Source organism: Rhodococcus sp. 5G237 (assembly GCF_053764735.1).
In genome coordinates, this window is sequence record NZ_JBSNCD010000014.1 from 1 (window position 1) to 26,006 (window position 26,006).

At 69.7% G+C, this 26,006-nt stretch carries 5 protein-coding genes; all 5 read left to right on the forward strand.

Annotated elements, in window-relative coordinates:
* Positions 1-50: 50 nt before the first annotated feature.
* The 5 genes from ACWPOC_RS24815 (at position 51) to ACWPOC_RS24835 (ending at position 25,865) form a co-directional block, all read left to right on the forward strand.
* Positions 51-1,718 (forward strand): AMP-binding protein, encoded by a 1,668-nt coding sequence (locus ACWPOC_RS24815; protein ID WP_455409463.1) that lies wholly within the window; start codon positions 51-53, stop codon positions 1,716-1,718.
* A 146-nt stretch (positions 1,719-1,864) separates the two neighbouring features.
* On the forward strand, positions 1,865-2,134 hold the full coding sequence (locus ACWPOC_RS24820) for a GlsB/YeaQ/YmgE family stress response membrane protein (protein WP_059383259.1): 270 nt from the start codon (positions 1,865-1,867) through the stop codon (positions 2,132-2,134).
* 139 nt (positions 2,135-2,273) lie between these two features.
* Positions 2,274-4,244 (forward strand): acetoacetate--CoA ligase, encoded by a 1,971-nt coding sequence (locus tag ACWPOC_RS24825; protein WP_120279972.1) that lies wholly within the window; start codon positions 2,274-2,276, stop codon positions 4,242-4,244.
* A gap of 65 nt (positions 4,245-4,309) precedes the next feature.
* Positions 4,310-4,663, forward strand: coding sequence for a hypothetical protein (locus ACWPOC_RS24830; RefSeq protein ID WP_016696138.1), 354 nt, complete (start codon positions 4,310-4,312; stop codon positions 4,661-4,663).
* A gap of 283 nt (positions 4,664-4,946) precedes the next feature.
* On the forward strand, positions 4,947-25,865 hold the full coding sequence (locus ACWPOC_RS24835) for a non-ribosomal peptide synthase/polyketide synthase (protein ID WP_455409464.1): 20,919 nt from the start codon (positions 4,947-4,949) through the stop codon (positions 25,863-25,865).
* The last annotated feature ends 141 nt before the right edge of the window (positions 25,866-26,006 follow it).

Sequence of the window (26,006 nt, forward strand, 5' to 3'; positions counted from 1 at the left end):
CCCGACAACCCCCACCACAGCCGTATCCCCGTCTCGTGAAGGAGAATGCGATGTCCGGCCTCGACGTCGACCGTCTGCCCAGCTATGCCCAGGGTGCCTGGGACGTCCCGCTGCTCGGCGACACCATCGGCGACAACCTCGACCGCACCGCCGCCCGCTTCGGCGACCGTGAGGCGCTCGTCGATTCCGCCGCCGGAAAACGCTGGAGTTACAGCGAATTCGTCGCGGACGTCGACGCGTTCGCGCTCGGTATGCTGCGGGCGGGCATCACCAAGGGCGACCGCGTCGGCATCTGGGCACCCAACTGCTGGCAGTGGGTGCTCGTACAGTACGCGACCGCGAAGATCGGAGCGATCCTCGTCAACATCAACCCGGCCTACCGCTCGCACGAGCTGCAGTACGTCCTCGAACAGGCCGGTGTGCGGATGCTGGTGTCCGCCCCGACGTTCAAGACCTCCGACTACGCGCAGATGATCGAGACCGTACGGCCCAACTGCCCCGACCTCGAGGACGTCGTCCTGCTCGACTCGCCGCGGTGGGACGAACTCGTCGACTCCGGCCGCGCCGCGCTCACCGAGGACCGGGCACCGCTCGACGCGGCCCAGGCCTCGTTGTCGCCCGACGATCCGATCAACATCCAGTACACCTCGGGCACCACCGGTTTCCCCAAGGGCGCCACCCTCAGTCACCACAACGTGCTCAACAACGGCTTCTTCGTCGGCGAGCTGTGCCACTACACCGAACGCGACCGGGTCTGCATCCCCGTCCCGCTGTACCACTGCTTCGGGATGACGATGGGCAATCTCGCGTGCACGAGTCACGGCGCGACCATCGTGCTGCCGGCGCCGGGCTTCGATCCCGCCGCGACGCTGAGCGCCGTCGCCGAGGAGAGGTGCACGTCGCTGTACGGCGTGCCGACGATGTTCATCGCCGAACTGGCCGACCCGGGATTCGACAACTACGACCTGTCGAGCCTGCGCACCGGCATCATGGCGGGATCACCGTGCCCGGTGGAGGTGATGAAGCAGGTCATCGACCGGATGGGCATGAGCGAGGTCTCCATCTGCTACGGCATGACCGAGACCTCCCCGGTCTCGACGCAGACCCGCAGCGACGACAGCATCGAGCGGCGCGTGAGCACCGTCGGTCGTGTCGGCCCGCATCTCGAGGTCAAGATCGTCGACCCCGTCACCGGACTGACGGTGCCGCGCGGCGAACCCGGCGAACTGTGCACCCGCGGTTACTCGGTGATGCTCGGCTACTGGGATCAGCCCGACAAGACCGCCGAGGCGATCGACGCGGCCCGATGGATGCACACCGGCGACATCGGCGTCATGGACGAGGACGGGTACGTCTCGGTGACGGGCCGGATCAAGGACATGGTCATCCGGGGTGGGGAGAACATCTACCCCCGCGAGATCGAGGAATTCCTCTACACCCACCCGGACATCCTCGACGCCCAGGTGGTCGGCGTGCCCGACACGAAGTACGGCGAGGAACTGATGGCGTGGATCCGGATGCGCGAAGGCGCGGAGCCGCTCGACGCCGAGTCGCTCCGGGCGTTCTGCACCGGGAAACTCGCCCACTACAAGATCCCGCGTTACGTGCACGTGGTCGACGAGTTCCCGATGACGGTGACCGGAAAGGTCCGCAAGGTGGAGATGCGCGAGCAGGCGATCGCGCTGCTCGCGGCGGCCGGAGCAGACGGGGGCCGGTGAGATCCCGGCCTGCCGGAGAAGGAAATTCACCCGGAAGGGACGTCGATTCGGCCTCCGCGTGCGCTGTTCATGATCGACACTGAGGAGGTACATGGTCGTCGAGGTTGCGCCGCCCGCAGGTGCGGCGCCGAACAGAGAGGCTCACCATGGGACAAATCATCGGCACCATCATCTTCGGCGCAGTCATCGGCATCCTCGCCCGGTTGGTGATCCCGGGTAAGCAGGCGATGGGCATGATCATCACGATCATCATCGGCATCATCGGCGCGCTGATCGGCTACTGGATCTGGGGGATGATCTCGTCCGAAGGCAACGAGGACACCTCCGGCATCGACTGGATCCGCTGGATCATCTCCATTGCCGTCGCGGTGGTTCTCACTCTCATCTACACCTCTGCGACGCGCGAGAGGAGATAGCCGAGAGCCCGTCGCGCGGGGCTCCGCCCGGACGACCGGGAGGTGGTGCACGGCGATCAGCCATGCACCACCTCCTGTCGGGCCCGAGCGGGGCCTTCGGGCGTGTTCGGATACGGTCCCGGACCGGAGGTGAACTGTGGTGGAACCGCAATGGACGCCGACAGACGTCGATATCGAGCAGGCGAACGTCACCGGGTTCACCCGGTTCGTCGAGGAGAGACACGGACTCGACCTGCCCGACTACCGGGCGTTGTGGCAGTGGTCCGTCGACGAACCCGGTGATTTCTGGCAGGCCGTGTGGGACGCCTTCGACGTCGTCTCCCACACCGATCCCGGCCCGGCTCTGGCCGACGCCGCCATGCCCGGCGCCGTGTGGTTCCCGGGCGCGAGACTGAACTTCGCCGAGTACGTCTTCCGGGAGCGTCCCCCGGACGAGGCCGCCGTCGTCCATCTCGACGAGGAGGGACACCGGCGCGAGATCGGCTGGGCCGAACTCGAACGCCGCACGGCCGCGCTCGCCGCGACCCTCCGAGCGCACGGGGTGGGGGAAGGCGACCGTGTCGTCGGTTACCTACCGAACATCCCCGAAGCGATCGTCGCCCTGCTCGCCACGGCGAGCATCGGGGCCGTCTGGGCGGGTTGCGGACAGGACTACGCCGTGCCCGCGGCGATCGACCGTCTGGGCCGAATCGAACCGCGGGCACTCGTCACGGCGACCGGGTACCGCTACGCAGGACGGCGGCACGACCGCGTCGACGAGGTGAATCGCCTCCGCGCCGCGATGCCCGGCCTCGCCCTGACCGTCGTCGTGTCGGACGGCGGAACGTCCTTCGACACGGCCGGCGAGCCGCCATCGGACACGGCCGGACGGAACGGGACCGTCCTGGACTGGCAGGACGCCGTCTCCGGCGACGCCGACCTCGACCCCCTGCCCGTCGCTTTCGACCACCCGCTGTGGGTGGTCTTCTCCTCGGGCACCACCGGCCCGCCGAAGGGCCTCGTGCACGGCCACGGCGGTGTGCTGCTCGAGCACCTCAAGGCGTTGTCGCTGCACCTCGACCTCCGTCCCGGCGACCGCTTCCTCTGGTACACCAGCCCCAGCTGGATGATGTGGAACTTCCTGCTCTCGGGGCTGCTCGTGGGGTGCACCGTCGTCACCTACGACGGCGCCCCGTCCCATCCCGAGGTCGATCGCCTGTGGCGGATCGCGGCCGACGAGAACGTCACGGTACTCGGGACGAGCCCCGGATACGTGCTGGCCTGCATCAAGGCCGGTGTCGTTCCGCAGGACGACCACGATCTGTCGGCCCTCCGAGGCGTCGGAGTCACCGGGTCGACGCTGCCCGCCTCCTCGTCGTCGTGGCTGGCGCACAACGCGGGGGAGCACGTGCAGGTGATGTCCATCTCCGGCGGGACCGATGTCGTCACGGCCTTCGTCGGGGCCGTCCCCACCGTGCCGGTGTGGCCGGGGGAGATCTCGGTGCCCTGCCTCGGTGTGGCGGTCGACGCCTTCGACGAGGCGGGCCGACCGGTGCGCGGAGAGGTCGGCGAACTCGTCGTGACCGCTCCCATGCCGTCCATGCCGGTGCGGTTCTGGAACGACCCGGACGGTAGTCGTTACCGCGACTCCTATTTCTCCGTCTATCCGGGCGTGTGGCGGCACGGCGACTGGATCACGATCACCGAGCGCGGCACATTCGAGATGCACGGCCGGTCCGACTCCACGCTCAACCGTCACGGCGTGCGGATGGGCAGTGCCGACATCTACCAGGCCGTGGAGACCCTCCCCGAGATCGTCGAGTCGCTCGTGCTCGGCATCGAACGACCCGACGGCACGTACCGCATGCCGCTGTTCGTCGTCCTCGCCGAGGGCGCCACGCTCACCGACGACCTGAAGGAACGGATCCGTGCGGCCGTGCGCGAGCACGCCTCGCCCCGGCACGTGCCCGACGAGATCGTCGCCGCGCCCGGGGTGCCGCACACCCGCACCGGTAAGAAGCTCGAGGTTCCCCTCAAACGGATCCTGCAGGGAGCCGATCCCGCCAGGGCGGTGGACCGCACCGCGATCGACGACCCGGACCTGCTCGATTGGTACCGCAGCCAGGCGTGATCCCGGGCACTCGCTGAGTGTCGCCTTACTGGACAGCCCACGCCCGGAATGGTCGGATTGCGCCCATGGACATCGCCATCAAGATCTTCCTCATCCTGCACTTCATCGGCCTCGCGGGCATCATCGGTTCGTGGCTCGCGGTCATCAAGGAACCGCGCGTCGTCGCCGGCATGCTGCACGGCGCCATCCTGCAGGTCGTGACGGGTCTGGCCCTGGTCGGTCTCCGGGAGGCGCAGGACGTCGTCGAGGTGAACCACATGAAGATCGGCATCAAGCTGCTGGTCGCCCTCGCCGTGCTCGTCGTCGCGTTCATCGGCCTGAAGAAGGAGAAGCAGAATCCCGGCTCGACCGCGACCCTCGCCCATGTCGCCGGTGGTCTGGGCATTCTCAATGTGATCATCGCCGTGGCGTGGACGTGACCGTCGGCACTCGGTGACAGTCGGTCGGCGCCCGGGCGGGCACCCTGTAGATTGGGGCCGATGCGTATGTCATGGGCTCCGGTGATGACCGGCGGGTAACCTGCTTCGGGCGCCTCGGCCGACAGGCTGGGGATCCGTTGCTGCGTCCGGTCCTGCGGAGAGTTCTACCGCCCGACCACGCCGTAACGATCCTCACCTGCTCAGCAGATAAACCGAGAGGGTTGTGCGCTGCGCAAGCTACCGCCGATGGGGGATTGCGCGACGGTGAGAGAAAGGTTGGGGATTGGACTCGCTGGGTAACGGCGGATCGGAAGCGGGGAACTCGCGGGGCGTCGTGCCGCCCGGTGCCTTTCCGCTCTCGCCGGCACAGCTGGGAATGTGGTTCGCCCAGCACGTCGACCCGACGGTGCCCGCCAACATCGCTCAGTACGTCGAACTCGAGGGCGACCTCGACCTCGACCTGCTGCACGCCGCGAGCGTCCGCGCCGCCCGCGAGATGGGATCGGGTTTCCTCCGGTTCATCGAGGTCGACGCCCAGCCCTACCAGCTCGTCGATCCCACCCTCGACGACTCCGTCGGCTACGAGGACCTGCGGGGCGAACCCGACCCCCGTCAGGCCGCCCTCGACTGGATGCGCGACGACCGCAGCCGCCCCGTCGACGTCCTCCGCGACCGGCTGATCTCCGCGACGGTCCTGCGCATCGGTGACCGTCGTTACTTCTGGTACAACCGCGTCCACCATCTCGCGCTCGACGGTTTCGCCGCCGCGACCTTCATGACCCGCATCGCCGAGCTCTACACGGCGTCGGTCGACGACGTCGAACCGTCCCCGAGCCTCGCGTCCGATCTGCGCAAGGTCTACGACGTCGAGATGGAGTACCGCGGATCGAAGCGGTTCGCCGACGACCGCGAGTACTGGGCGCAGCAGATCGAGGGCATCGAGGAGCCCACGAGCCTCGCCGGCCGCACCGCGGCGCCCGCGCCGGTCAGCCGCATCGACAGCGCGGCGTTGTCGGACGGGACCGAACGCCGTGTCGAGCAGCTGTCCGAGCGGGAGAACACGAGCCTCGCGACCGCCGTCATCGCGGCGTTCGCGGCCTACGTCGCCCAGATGACCGGGCAGACCGACGTCGTCCTGAGCCTGCCCGTCGCGGCTCGCACGACCGCCCTGTTGCGCCGCTCCGGCAGCATGGTCTCGAACGTCGTCCCGCTCCGGCTGAGCGTGACCGACGAGACCACCGTGCACGACCTCGTCGCGGCGTCGGGTGCTGCCGTCTCGGGCGCGCTGCGCCACCAGCGCTACCGGCACGAGGACATCGTCCGCGACCGCGCCGCGACCTCCGCGGGTGGAGCACAGTCCACCTTCTTCGGGCCGTGGGTCAACATCATGCTGTTCGACAACGAGGTCCGACTCGGCGACATGGTGGGACGGATCAACATCCTGTCGACCGGTCTGATCGAGGATCTCGGCGTCAACGTCTACACCAGCGGCGACAACACCCACATCGACTTCGAGTCGAACCCGAATCTCTACGGACCCGATCGGGCCGCCTCCGACCACGCGCGGTTCGTCGAGTTCTTCGACCGCTTCGTCGGTTCGGCTTCCGACCGGCCCGTCTGGGACATCCCGCTCGCCGGCGGCACCGAACTCGACCGGGTCGTCCGTGACTGGAACCGCACCGACCATCCCGTGCATCGCCGTGACCTGCTCGCGGAGTTCCACGACCGGGTCGCGACCTCCCCCGAGGCAACCGCGCTGGTCTTCGAAGGCGAATCGCTGACCTACGCCGAATTCGCCGCGCGGGTGAACAGCCTCGCCCGGGCACTGGTCGGTCTCGGTGTCGGTCCCGAGTCCCTCGTCGGCCTGTCGATCCGACGCTCGCTCGAGCTCGTCGTCGGCATGTACGCGATCGTCGAGGCGGGTGGCGCCTGGGTGCCGATCGACCCCGACCACCCGGCCGATCGCACCGCCTACATCCTCGAGACCGCCCGCCCCGCGGCGGTGCTCACCACGGCACGCGACGACGTGACGCTGCCCGAAGGCATCCCCACGATCGACGTCGACACCTTCGACCACTCGCGGTTCGGCACGACGCCGCTCACCGACGCCGAACGACGCGGACCGATCCTGCCGGACACGACCGCCTACGTCATCTTCACCTCCGGTTCGACGGGCCGACCGAAGGGCGTGGCCGTGAGCCACGTGGCGATCGACAACCAGATCCAGTGGATGAACGACCAGTACGGTCTGACCTCCACCGACGTGTACCTGCAGAAGACCGCGACGACCTTCGACGTGTCGCTGTGGGGCTTCTTCATGCCCCTGCGCGTCGGCGCGACCCTCGTGATCGCGACACCCGACGGACACCGCGACCCGGTCTACGTGGCGAACAAGATAGCCGAGCACGGCGTCACGATCACCGACTTCGTGCCGTCGATGCTCACCGTCTTCGTCGCGAACGCGCCTGCGGGAACGTGTGATTCGCTGCGCCACGTCTTCGTCATCGGTGAGGCCCTGCCGTCCGAGACCGCCGCGGACTTCGCGCGGATGTGCCCGGCCGGGCTCCACAACCTGTACGGCCCCACCGAAGCGGCGGTCTCCATCACCTACCACCGGGCCGCTCCCGGCGACGTGCACAGCGTCCCGATCGGCGTCCCGCAGTGGAACAGCCGCGCATACGTCCTCGACCGGCGGCTGCGTCCGGTGCCGGTGGGCCGCCCCGGCGAGCTGTACCTCGCCGGAATCCAGCTCGCGCGCGGGTATCTCGACCGTCCCGACCTGACCTCCGACCGTTTCCTCGCCGATCCCTTCGGGGCGCCCGGCGAGCGGATGTACCGCACCGGCGACCTGGTGCGGTGGGAGACCGCCGCCGACGGCACGGGTCTGCTCGAATACATCGGCCGCACCGACTTCCAGGTCAAGTTCCGCGGCCAGCGCATCGAACTCGGCGAGATCGAAGCGGTGCTCCTCGCGCACCCCGCGGTCTCGCAGGCCGTCGTGCTCGTGGTGGCGACCCCCACCGGCGACCAGCTCGTGGGGTACGTCGTCGCGGCTCCCGGCCGCACCATCGACACCTCCGATCTCGCCGACCACGCCGGCCGGTCGCTGCCGTCGTACATGGTTCCGGCGTCGCTCATGGTGCTCGACGCGCTGCCGCTCAACACGAGCGGCAAGCTCGACCGGAAGGCGTTGCCGGAGCCGGTCTTCAGCAGCACCCGCATCTTCCGTGAGCCGCGCACTCCCGCCGAGCGTGCCGTCGCCGAAGCGTTCGGCGAGGTCCTCGGTGTCGAACGTGTCGGTCTCGACGACGACTTCTTCGAACTCGGCGGCAACTCCCTCGTCGCCACTCAGGTGGTCTCCCGCATCGGAGCCGCGCTCGACACCCAGGTGCCCGTGCGCGTGCTGTTCGAGGCGTCCACCGTCGTGGGTCTCGCGACCCGGCTCGCCAAGCAGATCGGTACCGGCGCGCGGTCCCCGCTCGTCGCTCGTCCGCGACCCGACGTGCTGCCGTTGTCGACTGCGCAGCAACGGATCTGGTTCCTCAACCGCTTCGACGTCAGCACCGCCGCCTACAACCTTCCGTTCACGGTGCGGCTCACCGGCGCCGTCGATGCCGCAGCGGTGTCCGACGCCTTCGCCGACGTGGTGGCGCGGCACGAGAGCCTGCGGACCGTCTACCCCGAGGTGGACGGCGAACCGCAGCAGACGATCCTTCCGGTCGAGCAGGTCGTCGTCCCGCTCGAGCCGATCGACGTCGACGAGCAGGGCCTGCACGCGGCCGTCGTCGACCTCGCGAGCCGCGGTTTCGACGTCGTCCGCGACGTCCCCTTCCGTGTCGCGCTGTACCGGCTCGCCCCCGACGACTACGTCCTGGCGATGGTGCTGCACCACATCGCCGCCGACGGCTCCTCGTTCGGCCCGTTCGCCCGCGACGTCGTCACGGCCTACAGCGCCCGCGCCGAAGGGAACAAGCCGAGCTGGACGCCGCTTCCCGTCCAGTACGCCGACTACGCAGTCTGGCAGCGCGAGGCCCTCGGCGACGAGGCCGACCCGAATTCCGTTGCGGCGCAGCAGCTCGACTACTGGGTGAACGAGCTCGACGGTCTGCCCGACCAGCTCGACCTGCCCACCGACCGGACCCGGCCCGCCGTCTCGTCCTACAACGGCGACAAGCACCGCTTCGCGATCGACGCCGAGACCCACCGCGGTCTCGTCGACCTCGCCCGCAAGCAGCACGCGTCGCTGTTCATGGTCGTCCACGCGGCCTACGCGGCGCTGCTGTCCCGCCTCAGCGGTTCCGACGACATCGCCATCGGCACCGCCGTGGCAGGCCGCGGGGAGAAGGATCTCGACGACCTGATCGGCATGTTCGTCAACACCCTCGTCCTGCGCACCCGGGTCGATCCCGGCGTGTCGTTCGAGGACTACCTCGCCGGCATCCGGGAGACCGACCTGACGGCGTTCTCGAACGCCGACGTCCCCTTCGAGCGTCTCGTCGAGGTGCTCAACCCGCCGCGCTCGACCGCGCGGCACCCGCTGTTCCAGGCCGCGCTGTCCCTCGAACCGGGCACCGCGCGCGACGTCTCGTTCGCGGGAGTCCACGCCGTCGGCGCCGAACTGGACGTGCCGATCTCGAAGTTCGACATCCAGCTGTGGGTGACCGAGAAGACCGGTGACGACGGCGAACCCGCCGGCCTCGACGCCCTGTTCGAGTACGCCACCGACCTGTTCGACGCCGCGACGGTCGCAGTCTTCGCCGAACGCTTCGCGCGGATCCTCGCCGGGATCGTCGCCGATGCGTCGACCTGCGTGGGCGACTTGGCGATCCTCTCGCCCGGGGAGGCCGAACGCCTGCTCACGGCGACGGGGTCCGAGCCCGCCGAGGCCCGCACCCTGGTGGAGCTGCTGACCACCGGCGCCGTCGACCATCCCGACCGCGTCGCCGTCCGCGACCGCGACACCGTCCTGACCTACCGCGAACTCGACACCTGGTCGAACCGCATCGCCCGGCGGCTCGTCGAGCGCGGTGCCCGGCCCGACGGCATCGTCGCGCTGGCCTTCCCGCGGTCGTGGGAGATGGTGCTCGCCGTGTGGTCGGTCGCCAAGACCGGCGCCGCCTACACGCCCGTCGACCCGGAATACCCGGCCGAACGCGTCACCCACATGCTCGACGACTCGTCGGCCGTCTTCGGCCTGACGACGGGGGAGTACGCCACCGGTCTGCCCTCGGCCACCGAGTGGATCCGACTCGACGACCCCGATTTCGTCGACGCGTGCGCGTCCTACCCGGACGGCCCGCTCACCGACGCCGACCGCGCTGCGCCGCTGCGCCTCGACCACACCGCCTACGTCATCTACACCTCCGGTTCGACGGGCAAACCCAAGGGCGTCGCCGTCACCCACCGCGGCCTCGCCGGTCTCGTCCGCGAGACCGTCGAACTGTACGGCGTGACAGAGGAATCGAAGCTCCTGCACATCTGCTCGCCGAGCTTCGACCCGACGGTCCTCGACTGGACGCTGGCCGGGTCCACCGGCGCCGAACTCGTCGTGACACCGCCGTCCGTCTACGGCGGCGCCGAACTGCGCGCGCTCATCGAACGCACCGGCGTCACCCACACCGTCATCACCCCGGCGGTGCTCGGTTCCGTCGACCCGAGCGGACTCGACGCTCTGCGCGTCGTGAACGTCGGTGGCGACGTGTCCACGGCCGACCTCGTCTCCCGCTGGGCGCCCGGCCGGCGCTTCTACAACGCCTACGGACCGACCGAGACCACGATCGTCTCGACGCGCGCTCTGCTCGAACCGTCCGGGCCGATCACCATCGGACGGCCTGTGGCGGGCGTGCACGCCCTGGTCCTCGACAGCCGGCTCCGTCCAGTCCCTGCCGGTGTCGCGGGTGAGCTCTATCTCGCGGGCGACGTGCTCGCCCGGGGTTACCACCGACGCCCGGCACTCACCGCCGACCGGTTCGTGGCGAACCCGTTCGGCGCGAACGGAACCCGGATGTACCGCACCGGCGACATCGTGCGCTGGGACGAGCAGGGCCACATCGAGTTCGCCGGACGCGCCGACTTCCAGGTCAAGGTCCGCGGCTACCGCATCGAACTCGGGGAGATCGACGCCGCGCTGCTGACCCACCCCTCGGTCGCCTTCGCGACCACCGTCGGACACGAGATGCCGTCCGGCCAGACCGCACTCGTCGCATACGTGCACGGGGACGAGCAGATCGATCCTGCCGAACTCGCCGATCACGTCGGCCGCTCGCTGCCGTCGTACATGGTGCCCTCGCAGATCATCGTGCTCGACGAGGTGCCGCTCAACCCGGTCGGCAAGCTCGACCGCCGTGCCCTGCCCGAACCCGATCTCGGCATCAGCTACCGCGAGTTCCGTGCCCCGACCACCCCCATCGAGGAGACGGTCGCGAACGTCTTCGCCGAGGTGCTCGGCGTCCAGGGCGTGGGTCTCGACGACGACTTCTTCGAGCTCGGCGGCAACTCGCTGCTCGCCACGCAGGTCGTCTCCCGGCTCGGTGTCGCCCTCGACGCGCAGGTGCCGGTGCGGGCGTTGTTCGAATCCAGTTCGGTGGCGGCCCTGGCGGTGCGCGTCGAGCAGGAGGCAGGTCGCGGAGCGCGTATCGCTCTGACGAAGATGTCGCGGCCCGAACGTGTTCCGCTGTCGCTTGCGCAGCAGCGCATGTGGTTCCTCAACCGCTTCGATCCGCGGTCGTCCACCTACAACCTCCCGATGGCGCTGCGCCTGACCGGCGAACTGGACGTCGCCGCACTGCAGGTGTCGATCATGGACGTCATCGATCGGCACGAGTCGTTGCGCACCGTCTTCCCCGACTCGCCGAACGGACCGCACCAGGTCGTCCGTGCCGCGGCGGAGGTCGTGCCGGATCTGACCCCGACCCGGATCACCCCCGACGAGCTGCCGGCCTCCGTGCGCCGCCTGGTCTTCACCGGCCTGGACGTGACGTCGGACGTGCCGATCCGCGCCGAACTGTTCGAACTCGGCGACCAGGAACACGTGCTCGCTCTCGTCGTGCACCACATCTCGGCCGACGGCTGGTCCACCGGCCCCATGGCGCGCGACATCATGGTCGCCTACACCGCCCGCACCGAATGGGAGGAGCCCTCGTGGGCACCCCTGCCGGTGCAGTACGCCGACTACACGCTGTGGCAGCGGCAGGTGCTCGGGTCCGAGGACGATCCGCAGTCGCTGATCTCCCGCCAGCTCGACTACTGGCGTCGCACCCTTGCCGGTGCGCCCGATCAGCTCGATCTGCCCGCCGACCGTCCGCGGCCGGCCGTGCAGTCGTACTCCGGTGCGACCGTGGACTTCCCGATCGATCCGGAACTGCACCGCGAGCTCGTGGCGCTGGCACGTACCCGCAACGCATCGCTGTTCATGGTGGTGCACGCGGCCCTGAGCGTGCTGCTCGCGCGGATGTCCGGTCAGGACGACATCGCGATCGGCACCCCGGTCGCGGGTCGCGGCGAGCAGGCGCTCGACGACCTGATCGGCATGTTCGTCAACACCCTCGTGCTGCGCACGGATGTCGATTCGGGCAGGCCGTTCACCGCGCATCTCGCACGGGCACGCGATGCGGCGCTCGGCGCCTTCGGCCACGCCGACGTGCCGTTCGAGCGGCTCGTCGAGGTGCTCAACCCGACCCGCTCCACCGCCCGGCACCCGCTGTTCCAGGTGATGCTCTCGTTCGAGAACCTGCGCGCCGCGCACGTCGAACTGCGTGGCCTGACCCTCGACGTGCTCGACATCGACACGGCGGTCGCCAGGTTCGACCTGCAGCTCACCCTCACCGAGGACTTCGCGGAGGACGGCACGCCGAACGGTCTCGGAGCGGCGTTCACCTATGCGACCGACCTGTTCGATCACGCGACGGTGCGCGGATTCGCCGATCGCTTCGTCCGCATCCTCGAGGCCGTGGTGCGCGAACCCGAGGTCGTCGTCGGCGACATCGACCTGCTCGACGCCGACGAGCGACTCGCGGTCCTCGAATCGTGGAACGACACCGCGCACGAGCTGGAACCGGCCACTCTCGTCGACCTGTTCGACGCCCGGGTGGTGACGGATCCCGACGCCGCGGCCGTGGCCTTCGAGGGCGAGCAGCTGACCTACGCGGACTTCGACGCGCGAGTGAACCGCCTTGCCCGCCATCTGATCTCGCAGGGTGTCGGACCGGAGTCGACCGTCGGACTCGCGGTGCGGCGATCCCTCGACCTCCTCGTCGGCATGTACGCGATCGTCAAGGCCGGCGGCGCCTACCTGCCGCTCGACCCCGATCAGCCCGCCGACCGCAACGCGTACATCCTCGACACGGCGGCGCCGGTCGCGGTGCTGACCACCACCCGCGACGCCTTCGGGTCGACCGCGGCCGCGCACACGATCGAGATCGACACGCTCGATGTGTCCGACCTGCCGTCCGGCCCGATCACCGATGCCGATCGCATCGCCACGCTCACGCCGGCGAACACCGCCTACGTCATCTTCACGTCCGGTTCGACGGGACGGCCCAAGGGTGTCGCGGTGCCGCACGGCGCGATCGTCAACCGCCTGCTGTGGATGCAGGACGAGTACGGCCTCGGTCGCGACGACGTGGTCCTGCAGAAGACGCCGTTCACCTTCGACGTGTCGGTGTGGGAGTTCTTCTGGCCCCTGCAGATCGGTGCGCGGCTCGAGATCGCGCTGCCCGACGGTCATCGGGACCCGGCCTATCTCGCCCGGGTCATGGCCGACCGCGGCGTCACGGTCGCGCACTTCGTGCCGTCCATGCTCGCGGTCTTCGTCGCCGAGAACGCCGCGGCCTCGGCCTCATCGTTGCGGATGGTCTTCGCCTCGGGCGAGGCACTGCCCGCCTCGGTCGCCGCACGCCTGCGGTCGATCCTGCCGGGCGCTCGCCTGCACAACCTGTACGGCCCCACCGAGGCGGCCGTCGACGTGACCTACCACGAGGTCACCGCGGCCGACGCGGTGTCGGTGCCGATCGGCGTCCCGGTCTGGAACACCGGCGTCCACGTCCTCGACGGCCGACTGCATCCGGTGCCGGTCGGTGTCGCGGGTGAGCTCTACCTGTCGGGTGTCCAGCTGGCGCGCGGTTACGTGGCGCGGCCGGATCTGACGGCGGAACGCTTCGTCGCCTCGCCGTACGGGGCGGGGGAGAGGCTCTACCGCACGGGCGATCTCGTGCGGTGGGTCGCCCGGGAGACCTCCGACGCACGCACGGCGCGTGCCGAACTCGAATATATCGGCCGCACCGACTTCCAGGTCAAGCTGCGCGGTCTGCGCATCGAACTCGGCGAGATCGAGACGGCTCTGCTCGCGCTCGACGACGTCGATCAGGCCGTCGTGCTCGTGCGCTCGGACGCCCACTCCGGTGAGCACCTCGTCGCCTATCTCGTCGCCGCCGACGGCCGGTCGCTCGACACCATCTCCGTCTCGCGTCGTCTTGCCGGCTCGCTGCCGGCCTACATGGTGCCGTCGGTCTACGTCGTGCTCGACGAGTTCCCGCTCGGATCGTCGGGCAAGCTCGACCGCAAGGCCCTGCCGGCCCCGGTCTTCGAGGTCAAGGAGTTCCGCGCCCCGACGACGCCGGTCGAACAGATCGTCGCGTCGGTCTTCGCCGACGTCCTCGGACTCGACCGCGTCGGTCTCGACGACGACTTCTTCGCGCTCGGCGGCAACTCGCTGATCGCAACACAAGCCGTCTCCCGCATCGGCGAATCCCTCGGTGGCCGAGTGGCATTGCGCTCGATCTTCGAGGCGTCCACCGTCGAGGCCCTCGCCGCCGCCGTCGAGGCCGACTCGTCGGGTGCGGCCCGCACACCGCTCGTCGCCGGGCGCCGCCCCGAACGGGTTCCGCTGTCGCTCGCGCAGCAACGCATGTGGTTCCTCAACCGTTTCGACCCGGAGTCCGCGGTCAACAACATCCCGGTGGCCGTGCACCTGTCCGGTGCGCTCGACGTCGCTGCGCTCGGGACCGCGCTGCGCGACGTCGTCGCACGGCACGAATCGCTCCGCACCGTCTACCCCGACGTCGACGGCTACGGCTACCAGAAGGTGCTGCCGGTCTCGGAGGTGCCGGTCGAGTTGACCGTCACCCGCATCGACGCAGACCGCCTGCCTGCCGAACTGCGGGCACTCGCGGCAACCACCTTCGACGTCGTGCGCGACGTGCCGATGGTGGTGCGGCTGTTCGAGACCGGACCCGACTCGCACGTGCTCGTCGCGGTCCTGCACCACATCGCCGCCGACGGTTTCTCGATGGTGCCGCTGACCCGCGACATCATGATCGCCTACGCGGCCCGGGCGCAGGGCGAGGCTCCGGCCTGGACCCCGCTCGAGATCCAGTACGCCGACTTCACCCTCTGGCAGCGCGAAGTGCTCGGCGCGGAGGACGATCCGGAGTCGGTGCTGGCCCGCCAGATCGGCTACTGGACCGACACCCTCGCCGACCTGCCGGAGAGCCTCCGCCTGCCCACGGACCGGCCGCGTCCGGCGGTCGCGTCGTACCGCGGTGCCGTCACCCGGCTGACGATCGATCCCGAACTGCGCGCCGCGGTGGAACGTCTCGCGCAGCAGCGGCGCACGACCGAATTCATGGTCGTGCACGCGGTGCTCGCGACGCTGCTCGCGCGTCTGAGCTCATCCGACGACATCGCGATCGGCACGCCGATCGCCGGTCGCGGCGAACGCTCCCTCGACGACCTGATCGGCATGTTCGTCAACACCCTCGTCCTGCGGACCCGGGTGGACGTCACCGCCACCTTCGACGAGTTGCTGGCCCACGTCCGCGAGGTCGACCTCGGCGCGTTCGCCCACGCCGAGATCCCGTTCGAGCGTCTCGTCGACGTTCTCGCCCCGGTCCGCACCCAGGCGCACAACCCCCTGTTCCAGGTGATGCTGGCCTTCCAGAATCTCGGACAGGTGTCGCTGCAGCTGCCGGAACTGTCGGTGACGAACGTGCCCCTCGACAACGGACTGTCCAAGTTCGACCTCGTCATGACGGTCCTCGACGCCGACACCGAGGGCGCATCGTCCGACGGCTGGGTCGTCGAACTCTCCTACGCGACCGACCTGTTCGACGCCGAGACGATCGACGTCCTCGGTGAGCGGTTCGTCCGTCTGCTCGCCGCCGCGACGGAGACTCCCGGCACCGGGATCGACGAACTGCCGCTGCTCACCGCCGGCGAACGCGACGCCGTCGACGCCGCCGCGCACGGTGCTCGCACCGATCTCGGCACGACCGCGACCCTGCCCGCGCTGCTCGATGCGCAGGTCGAGCGCACGCCCGATGTCCTCGCCGTCGTGCCCGGCACCGACGCGGTCGGGACGCCGCTGACCTACCGCGAGTTCGGGGAGCGGGTCAACGCGTTCGCACGCCATCTCGTCGAGTCGGGCGTCGGCCCGGAGACCCGGGTGGGTGTGGCGATCGGCCGGTCCGTCGACATGCTCGTCGCCGTCCATGCGGTGATCGCCGCCGGCGGCGCCTACGTGCCGCTGGACCTCGAACAGCCCGCCGACCGCATCGCGTACGTCCTCGAATCTTCCGCTCCCTCACTGGTTCTCGTCGCATCCTGGGACGAGCTCCGGGACCGGACCGGTTTCGGGGACATCCCGACCGTCGAGATCGACGCCGTCGACCTCTCCGGCCGCGACGGCTCGCCCGTCCGCGACGACGAGCGGATCCGTCCGTTGCGGGCCGAGCACCTCGCCTACGTCCTGTACACCTCGGGTTCCACCGGCCGCCCCAAGGGCGTCGCCGTGCCGCACGGCGCGGTGGTCAACCAGTTGTCGTGGATGCAGGACGAATTCGCCCTCTCCGCCGACGATCGTGTGCTCCTCAAGACGCCGGTCACCTTCGACGCATCGGTCTGGGAGCTCTTCCTGCCGCTGCACGCCGGCGCACGCACGGTCGTCGCGTCGCCGGGCCTGCACCGCGAACCCGCCGGAATGGCCGCCGAGATCGCCCGGGCCGGCATCACCGTCGTCCAGTTCGTGCCGACCGTCTTCGACGCGGTGCTCGAGCACCTGGGGGAGGAGGCCGCGGCCTCGCTCACCCACGTCTTCTGCGGTGGCGAGAGTCTCTCCGGCGAGAGCACCGCCCGCTTCCGCAAGCTCGGCGCAGCACCGGTGCGCAACCTCTACGGTCCCACCGAGACCACCATCCAGACGATGCACCGCACCGCCGAACCCGACGACCACCCCGCGGTGCCGATCGGCTCGCCGGTGTGGAACACCGCCGCCCGCGTCCTCGACACGCGGCTGCGGCCCGTCCCGGTGGGCGTCGCCGGAGAGCTGTACCTGTCCGGTGCGCAGCTCGCCCGCGCCTACCACGGTCGGCCGGACCTGACCGCGGAACGCTTCGTCGCCGACCCGTTCTCCACCTCCGGTGGTCGGCTGTACCGCACCGGCGACCTGGTGCGGTGGGTGCGCACCGCCGGCGGCGACCGCCTCGAACTCGACTACATCGGCCGCACCGATCAGCAGGTCAAGCTTCGCGGTCTGAGGATCGAACTCGGCGAGATCGACACCGCACTCACCGCGCAGCCCGCGATCGGTCGTGCCGTGACGGTGGTGCGCGAGGATCCCCGATCCGGACCGCAGCTCGTCTCGTACGTCGTGCCGATCGCCGGCGCCGACATCGACCCGGCGGACGTGAAGACCGCGCTGCTCTCGCGACTGCCGTCGTACATGGTGCCCGCGGCGATCGTCGTGCTCGACTCGCTGCCGCTCAACACGAGCGGCAAGGTCGACCGTCGCGCGCTGCCCGCACCGACCTTCGAGGTGCAGGAGTTCATGCCGCCGCGCACGCCGGTCGAGGAGATCGTCGCGGGTGTCTTCGCGCAGGTGCTCGGTGTCCCGCGCGTCGGCCGTACCGACGACTTCTTCGCGCTCGGTGGGAACTCGCTCGTGGCGACGCAGGTGGTCGCCCGTCTCGGCGACGCCCTCGATACGACCGTCCCCGTCCGTGCCCTGTTCGACGCCCCCACCGTCGAGGCCCTCGCGGTCCGCGTCGAACAGTTCGGGGGAGCCGGGTCGCGGCCCGCCCTCGAACGGCGCGAGCGTCCGGAGCGGATCCCGCTGTCGCCCGCGCAGCAGCGCATGTGGTTCCTCAACCGCTTCGATCCGGCCTCCGCGGCGAACAACATCCCCGTCGGTGTTCGCCTCACCGGGGACCTCGACGTCGACGCGCTGCGCACCGCGCTCGGCGACGTCGTCGAGCGGCACGAGTCGCTGCGGACGGTCTACCCGGACATCGACGGCGTCGGCCACCAGTCGGTGCAGCCGCCCTACACGGTGGAACTGCCCGTCGAGCGGGTCGCCGAGAGCAGCCTGTTCGAGCGGGCGGAGCAGCTCACCTCGGCCGGCTTCGACGTCACGAGCGAGGTGCCGCTGCGGGTCGTGCTGTTCTCGCTCGGCGGGCGTGAGCACGTGCTGTTCCTCGTGGTCCACCACATCGCGTCCGACGGCTTCTCGCTGCGGCCGCTCGCGCGCGACATCATGGTCGCCTACGCGAACCGTTCGCGCGGGGAGGCCCCGAACTGGGCGCCGCTCGAGGTGCAGTACGCCGATTACGCGTTGTGGCAGCGCGACGTCCTCGGCTCCGAGGACGATCCGCGTTCGGTGCTCTCGCGCCAGGTGGAGTACTGGACCGCGCAGCTGGCGGACCTTCCCGACCAGCTCGACCTGCCGTCGGATCGTGCTCGCCCCGAGGTCGCGTCGAACACCGGACGCACCAGCCGGTTCCGTATCGAACCCGAGCTGCACTCGGCGCTGGAAAACCTTGCCCGGGAGCGGAACACGTCCCTGTTCATGGTCGTGCACGCGGCGCTGGCGGTGCTGCTGGCGCGACTGTCCGACAGCGAGGACATCGCGATCGGCACCCCGATCGCGGGTCGCGGCGCGGCCGCCCTCGACGACCTCGTCGGCATGTTCGTCAACACGCTCGTGCTGCGTGTCGGTGTGCGCAACGACATCCGGTTCCAGGACCTCCTCGCCGAGGTGCGCGACACCGACCTCGACGCCTTCGCGAACGCCGACGTCCCGTTCGAGCGGCTCGTGGAGATCCTCGACCCGCAGCGCTCGCAGGCGCGTCACCCGCTGTTCCAGGTGGCCCTGACCTTCCAGAACACCGGCCGGGTCGAGTTCGACCTCGACGGCGTCACCGCCGCGGCGGTCGACTACGAGGCGCCCACCGCCAAGTTCGACCTGCAGTTCACCTTCGCCGAGACCGTCGGCGAGGACGGTTCGGCGGCCGGTATGGACTTCGCCGTCACCTACGCGACCGACCTGTTCGACGACCTGCGGGTCGCGGCGTTCGCGGAGCAGCTGCTGCGCATCCTGCGCGGGGTGGCCGAGGATCCGGCGGCGGTGGTCGGCGATATCGAGATCGTCGACGACTTCGAACGCGAACTGGTCGTCTCGCGTTGGAACTCGCTGGGCGACGACGTCGCACCGGCCGGCACGACACTCGTCGACATGTTCGAGGCGCGCGTCGTTGAACGCGGCGATGCGGTGGCGGTGCGGTTCGGTGACGAGCAGTTGTCCTACCGCGAACTCGGTGCGCGGGTGCACCGCCTGGCACGTCATCTCATCGATGTCGGTGCCGGACCGGAGGATCTGGTCGCGGTCGCGATGCCGCGCTCGCTCGATCTGATCGTGGCGCTGCTCGCGGTGCTCGAGGCCGGTGCCGGTTATCTGCCGATCGACCCGAACTCGCCGTCCGACCGGATCGAGTTCCTGGTCTCGGACGCGACGCCGGTCGCGGTCGTGACCACTTCGGACGTCGAGGTGGCGTTCCCGGTCTCGGTGCCGGTCGTCGAGATCGACCGTCTGGATCTGTCGGAGGTCGACGACGCACCGATCCTCGACGCGGAGCGTCGTGCCCCGCTGGCGTCGACGAACCTCGCGTACGTGATCTACACGTCGGGATCGACCGGACGCCCGAAGGGTGTGCTGATCCCGCACCGCAATGTGGTGCGGCTGATGGTCAACACCGAATCGGTGTACGGTTTCGACTCGTCGGACGTGTGGACGATGTTCCACAGCTACGCCTTCGACTTCTCGGTGTGGGAGCTGTGGGGACCGCTGCTCTACGGCGGAACCCTCGTGGTGGTCGACTACTTCACGTCGCGTTCGCCGGAAGCCTTCCGCGAGTTGTTGATCCGGGAACGGGTCACCGTGCTCAACCAGACCCCGTCGGCGTTCTACCAGCTCGTCGAGGCCGACCGGGTGGCGGCCGACGAGGCACAGTTGTCGCTGCGGTACGTGATCTTCGGTGGTGAGGCACTCGAGCCGCGGCGTCTGGCCGGGTGGTTCGAGCGTCACGGCGACACCTCACCGCGGTTGGTGAACATGTACGGCATCACGGAGACGACCGTGCACGTGTCGTACCGGGAGATCGGTGCGGAGCTGGCGCAGGGCGCGTCCGCGAGCGTGGTCGGTGTCCCGATCGCGGGTCTGCGGGTGTACGTGCTCGACCGGCGGCTCAAGCCGGTGCCGGTGGGTGTGGCCGGCGAGATGTACGTCGGCGGCGGCCAGTTGGCGCGTGGTTACCTGCGCCGTCCGGAGCTGTCGGCGGCACGTTTCGTCGCCGATCCGTTCTCGTCCGACGGTGCGCTGCTGTACCGGACGGGCGACGTCGCACGCTGGGTCGTCTCGGGCGATCTCGAATATCTCGGACGCGCCGACGACCAGGTGAAGATCCGCGGTTTCCGCATCGAGCTCGGTGAGGTCGAGGCTGCGGTGCTCGCGCAGGACGAGGTCGCGCACGCCGCGGTCATCGTGCGCGAGGACACCCCGGGAGCGGCCCGGATCGTCGCCTATGTGGTTCCGCACGACGGCATGTCGATCGACACCGAAGCGCTGCGCAGCGGTGTCGCCGTGGTCCTGCCGGAGTACATGGTGCCCTCGGCGTTCGTGGTGATCGACGCGATCCCGCTGACGGTCAACGGCAAGCTCGATCGGCGGGCGCTGCCCGAGCCGGTGTTCGAGACGCGTGGTTTCCGCGCGCCGAGCACCCCGATCGAGGAGATCGTGGCGGGTGTGTTCGCCGATGTGCTCGGTGTCGACCGCATCGGCGCCGACGACGATTTCTTCGCGCTCGGTGGCAACTCGCTGATCGCGACGCAGGTCGTCGCCCGGCTCGGCGCCGCGCTCGACGCGCAGGTGCCGGTGCGGGCGTTGTTCGAGGCGTCCACCGTCTCGGAACTCGCGACACGGGTCGAGCAGGAGTCCGGTCGCGGTGGGCGAGTGGCGCTCACGGCCCGGACCCGGCCGGAGTCGATCCCGCTGTCTCCCGCGCAGCAGCGGATGTGGTTCCTCAACCGGTTCGATCCCGACTCGACGGCCTACAACATCCCGTTCGCGTTGCGGATGACGGGCGCACTGGACGTCGACGCCTTGCGTGCCGCGGTCGCCGACCTCGTCGCACGGCACGAGTCCCTGCGCACCGTCTACCCCGAGACCGAATCCGGTCCGGTGCAGCGCATCCTGCCCGCCTCGCAGGTCCGGCCCGAGCTCGAACCGGTGGACGTCACCGCCGCCGATCTCGAACCACGGATGCGGGAGATCGCCGCGGCCGGCTTCGACGTCACCGTCGACGTGCCGGTGCGGATGCATCTGCTCCGCGTCGCCGACGACGACCACGTCCTCGTCACCGTGGTCCACCACATCAGCGCCGACGGCTCGTCGATGGTGCCGCTGGTCCGCGATGTGATGACGGCCTACGCCGCCCGCTCCGCGGACAGCGATCCGGCGTGGGCGCCGCTCGAGGTGCAGTACGCCGACTTCGCGCTGTGGCAGCGGGAGGTCCTCGGCTCCGAGGACGATCCGGAGTCCACCGCCGCCGAGCAGCTCGGCTACTGGCGCACCGCGCTCGCCGACCTGCCCGACCAGCTCGACCTGCCGCTCGACCGTCCGCGGCCTGCGCAGCAGAGCTTCCGCGGCGACCGCGTGGAGTTCACCATCGGCGCCGATCTCCACCGTGAGCTGCGAGACCTGGCACGCAACCGGAACGCGACCGTGTTCATGGCCGTGCACGCGGCCTTCGCGGCGCTGCTCGCGCGCCTGTCCGGCTCGACGGACATCGCGGTGGGCACCCCCATCGCGGGTCGCACCGAGCAGGCCACCGAGGACATCATCGGCATGTTCGTCAACACGCTGGTGCTCCGGCTGGAGGTCGACGGTGGTGCGTCCTTCGACGAACTGCTGTCCGCGGCACGGGAAACCGATCTGCAGGCCTTCGCGCACGCGGACGTGCCGTTCGAACGTCTCGTCGAGGTCCTGAACCCGGCCCGCTCGACGGCCCGGCATCCGCTGTTCCAGGTCGGCTTCTCGTTCCAGAACCAGAGCCGCTCCGAACTCGCCCTGCCCGGTCTCGACATCGAACCCATCGATCTCGAGGGCGGCACCGCCCAGTTCGACATGCACCTGATCGTCGCCGACAGCTACGGCGACGACGGCGCGCCGCAGGGCATCGACGCGATCCTCACCTACGCGACGGATCTGTTCGACCGCGAGACCGCGGAAGCCGTCGCGGCCCGTTTCGAGCAGCTGCTCGAAGCGCTCGTCGAGTCTCCGGCACTGCCCGTCGGCGATCACGTGTTGCTCCTGCCGCAGGAGCGCGACGCGGTGCTCGGCGCGTGGAACGACACCGCCCACGGAACCGACACCGGAGCGACCCTCGTCGGTCTGTTCGACGAGCAGGTCGCCGCACACCGCGACGACGTCGCGCTCGTGTACGAGGGCCGGCAGTGGACCTACGGCGAGTTCGATTCGTCGGTCAACCGTCTCGCCCGGCACCTGCTGGGTCTCGGTGTGGGACCGGAGGATCGGGTCGCGCTGGCGATCCGTCGTTCGCCCGAGCTGCTCGTGGGCATGTACGCGATCGCGAAGACCGGCGCGGCCTACGTGCCGGTCGACCCGGACCAGCCCGCCGAGCGCAACACCTACATCCTCGACACGGCCGCTCCCGTCGCGATCGTCACGACGAGCGGCGACCGGGTCGAGCACGGCACCGCGCCGGTCGTCGAACTCGACCGTCTCGACCTCGCCGGGCTCTCCGGCGACCCGATCACCGACGACGACAGGCCCGCTCCACTGCGGCCGGGCAACACGGCGTATGTGATCTTCACGTCGGGTTCGACCGGACGCCCCAAGGGCGTCGCGGTCTCCCACGCCGCGATCGTCAACCAGTTGCTGTGGAAGCGTGAGCATTTCGGCATCGGGTCCGACGACGCGGTGTTGCTCAAGACCGTCGCGACGTTCGACCTGTCGGTGTGGGAGTTCTGGTCGGCGCTCACCTCCGGTGCCCGCCTGGTGATCGCCACCGCAGACGGACACCGCGATCCCGACTACCTGCTCGCGCTGCTGCGCGACGAGCAGGTGACCACGCTGCACACCGTTCCGTCGATGCTGTCGATGCTGATGACGGTCGCGGCCGGTCCGGTGGCGCCGTCGCTGCGGCGGATCCTCGCGATCGGTGAGGCACTGCCCGCGGCGGTGGCCCAGCAGTTCCGCGCGGACAACACTGCGACGCTGTACAACCTCTACGGACCGACCGAGGCCGCGGTCTCGGTGACCGTCCACGAGGTCGACGACGCCGACCGCACCGTCGTCCCGATCGGTGTGCCCGAGTGGAACACGGCCGTCTACGTCCTCGACGACCGGTTGCGACCGGTGGCGCCGGGCGTCGCCGGCGAGCTGTACCTCGCGGGTGCCCAGCTCGCGCGGGGCTACCACGACCGTCCCGACCTCACCGCGGACCGGTTCGTCGCCGACCCGTACGGACGCGGACGCATGTACCGCACGGGCGACATCGTCCGGTGGAACCGTGCCGGTCGCCTCGAATACCTCGACCGGGCCGACTTCCAGGTCAAGGTGCGCGGTTACCGCATCGAACTCGGCGAGGTCGAGACCGTCCTGCGGGAGCTGCCCGACGTGAAGGACGTCGCCGTCCTGGTGCGCAACACCGCCCACCTCGGCGACCGTCTCGTCGCGTACGTCGTGCCGGCCACCGACGCGTTCGACTCCGGTGCGACACGGGCGTTCGACGCCGGTGCGACACGGGCGTTCGACGCCGGTGCGACACGGGCGGCGCTCGCGGAGCGACTGCCGTCGTACATGGTGCCGTCGGCCTTCGTCGAACTCGAGGCGCTGCCGCTGAACACCAACGGCAAACTCGACCGGCGGGCCCTGCCCGACCCCGAACTCGACGCGGGGCAGTTCCGTGCCCCGACCGATCCCGTCGAGGAGATCGTGGCCGCGACCGTCGCCGAACTGCTCGGTGTCGAACGGGCCGGTCTCGACGACGACTTCTTCGAACTCGGCGGCAACTCGCTGCTGGCGACGCAGCTCGCCGCCCGGCTCGGTGCCGCACTCGACACCCGCGTGCCCGTCCGGACGGTGTTCGAGTCGTCCACGGTGGTCGCGCTCGCCGCCCGCATCCGGCCGTCGGTGGGCGAGGGTGCCCGTCCGGCACTCACGACCGTCCCGCGCCCCGAGCAGGTGCCGCTGTCGCTCGCCCAGCAGCGCATGTGGACCCTGAACCGGGTCGATCCCGAATCGGGTGTCTACAACATCCCCGTCGCCGTGCGCCTGACCGGTGCGCTCGACGTGGACGCCCTGCGCGCAGCGATCGCCGACCTGTTCGCCCGGCACGAGGTGCTGCGCACCGTCTACCCGGACAGCGGTGACGGTCCGGTGCAGGTCGTGCTGCCGGTCGCACAGGCCGTGCCCGAGCTCACCCCGGTGGACGTGACCACCGACGAGCTCGTCGACCGCCTCACCGAGATCCTCGGCAGCGGATTCGACGTGACGGCATCGGTCCCGCCGGTGCGGGTCGCGCTGCTGCGGCTCGCGGCGGACGAACACGTCCTCGCGGTCGTGGCGCACCACATCAGCGCCGACGGGTACTCGATGCGTCCACTCGTGCGCGACGTGATGACCGCCTATCTCGCGCACGCCGCGGGGGAGACCCCGGGATGGGAACCGCTCGAGGTCCAGTACGCCGACTACACGCTGTGGCAGCAGAGAGTTCTCGGCTCCGAGGACGATCCCGAGAGCGAGCTGTCGCGTCAGCTCGACTACTGGGCCGACGAACTCTCCGGTGTCCCGGAGGTTCTCGCCCTGCCCACGGATCGTCCGCGCCCCGCCCGCCAGTCGACCGTCGGTGAGTCGTTCACCTTCACGATCGGTGAGGAACTCGCGCAGCGCATCGAGAAGACCGCCCGCGAGCACAACGCGACGGTCTTCATGACGATGCACGCCGCCTTCGCGGTGCTGCTCGCCCGCCTCTCGGGCAGCGAGGACATCGCGGTGGGGACCCCGACCGCCGGTCGTGGTGAGGAAGCACTCGACGACCTCGTCGGCATGTTCGTCAACACCCTCGTGCTCCGCACCCGGGTGGCCGGCTCGGCGACCTTCGCGGAGCTGCTCGCACAGGCCAAGGAGAAGGACCTCGCGGCGTTCGGCAACGCCGACGTGCCGTTCGAGCGGGTCGTCGAACGTCTCGGTGTGCGACGCAACAGCGCGTACACCCCGCTGTTCCAGGCGATGCTCACCTTCCAGAACATCGACACGGGCACCTTCGCCCTGCCGGGGCTCGAGGTGGCCGCGCTCGAGACGGGCGCCGACCAGGCGAAGTTCGACCTGCAGTGCACGGTGGTCGAACGGTTCTCCGAGTCGGGAGCGCTGACCGCGCTCGATGTGACCTTCACCTACGCCACGGCACTGTTCGACGCCGCGACGGTCGAGGCCTTCGGCGATCGCTTCGTCCGAATCCTCGAGGCCGTCGGTGCCGACCCGCAGGTCGTCCTCCGTTCGATCGACATCCGCACGGATGCCGAGCGGGCGCGGGCGGCCCGGCCGAAGAAGGCACGCACCGTCGCCGATCTGCCGGCACTCGTGGCGGCAGCGGCCGCCGTGGCCCCGGACACCGTCGCCTTCCGGCACGGTGAGCGCGAGGTCACACTCGGCGAGTTCGCCCAGCGTCTGGACACCATGGCCACCACGACCGGCGGTGCGCTCACCGCGGAAGCGCTCGTGTCGGTGGTTTTGAACGGCCTCGTACCGGGGATGCTGCCTCAACTCGGCGCCGACGGTCTCGCACAGTTGGTGCGCGATGTGATCGCCGTCGCGGAAGGCGTCGATGCCGATGCGGTGGGAGACGCGGATTAGTCCTGTGTCGGTCACTTCGGGATAATGGAAGATCGGCTGTCGTTCGACTGCCCGGCCAGTACGGTGCCGGGTGGCAGCGGGGGGCGGTGTCGCGTGCACAGCGTGATGCCGAGCGCAGGTTATTTCAGGAGGCTGACGTAG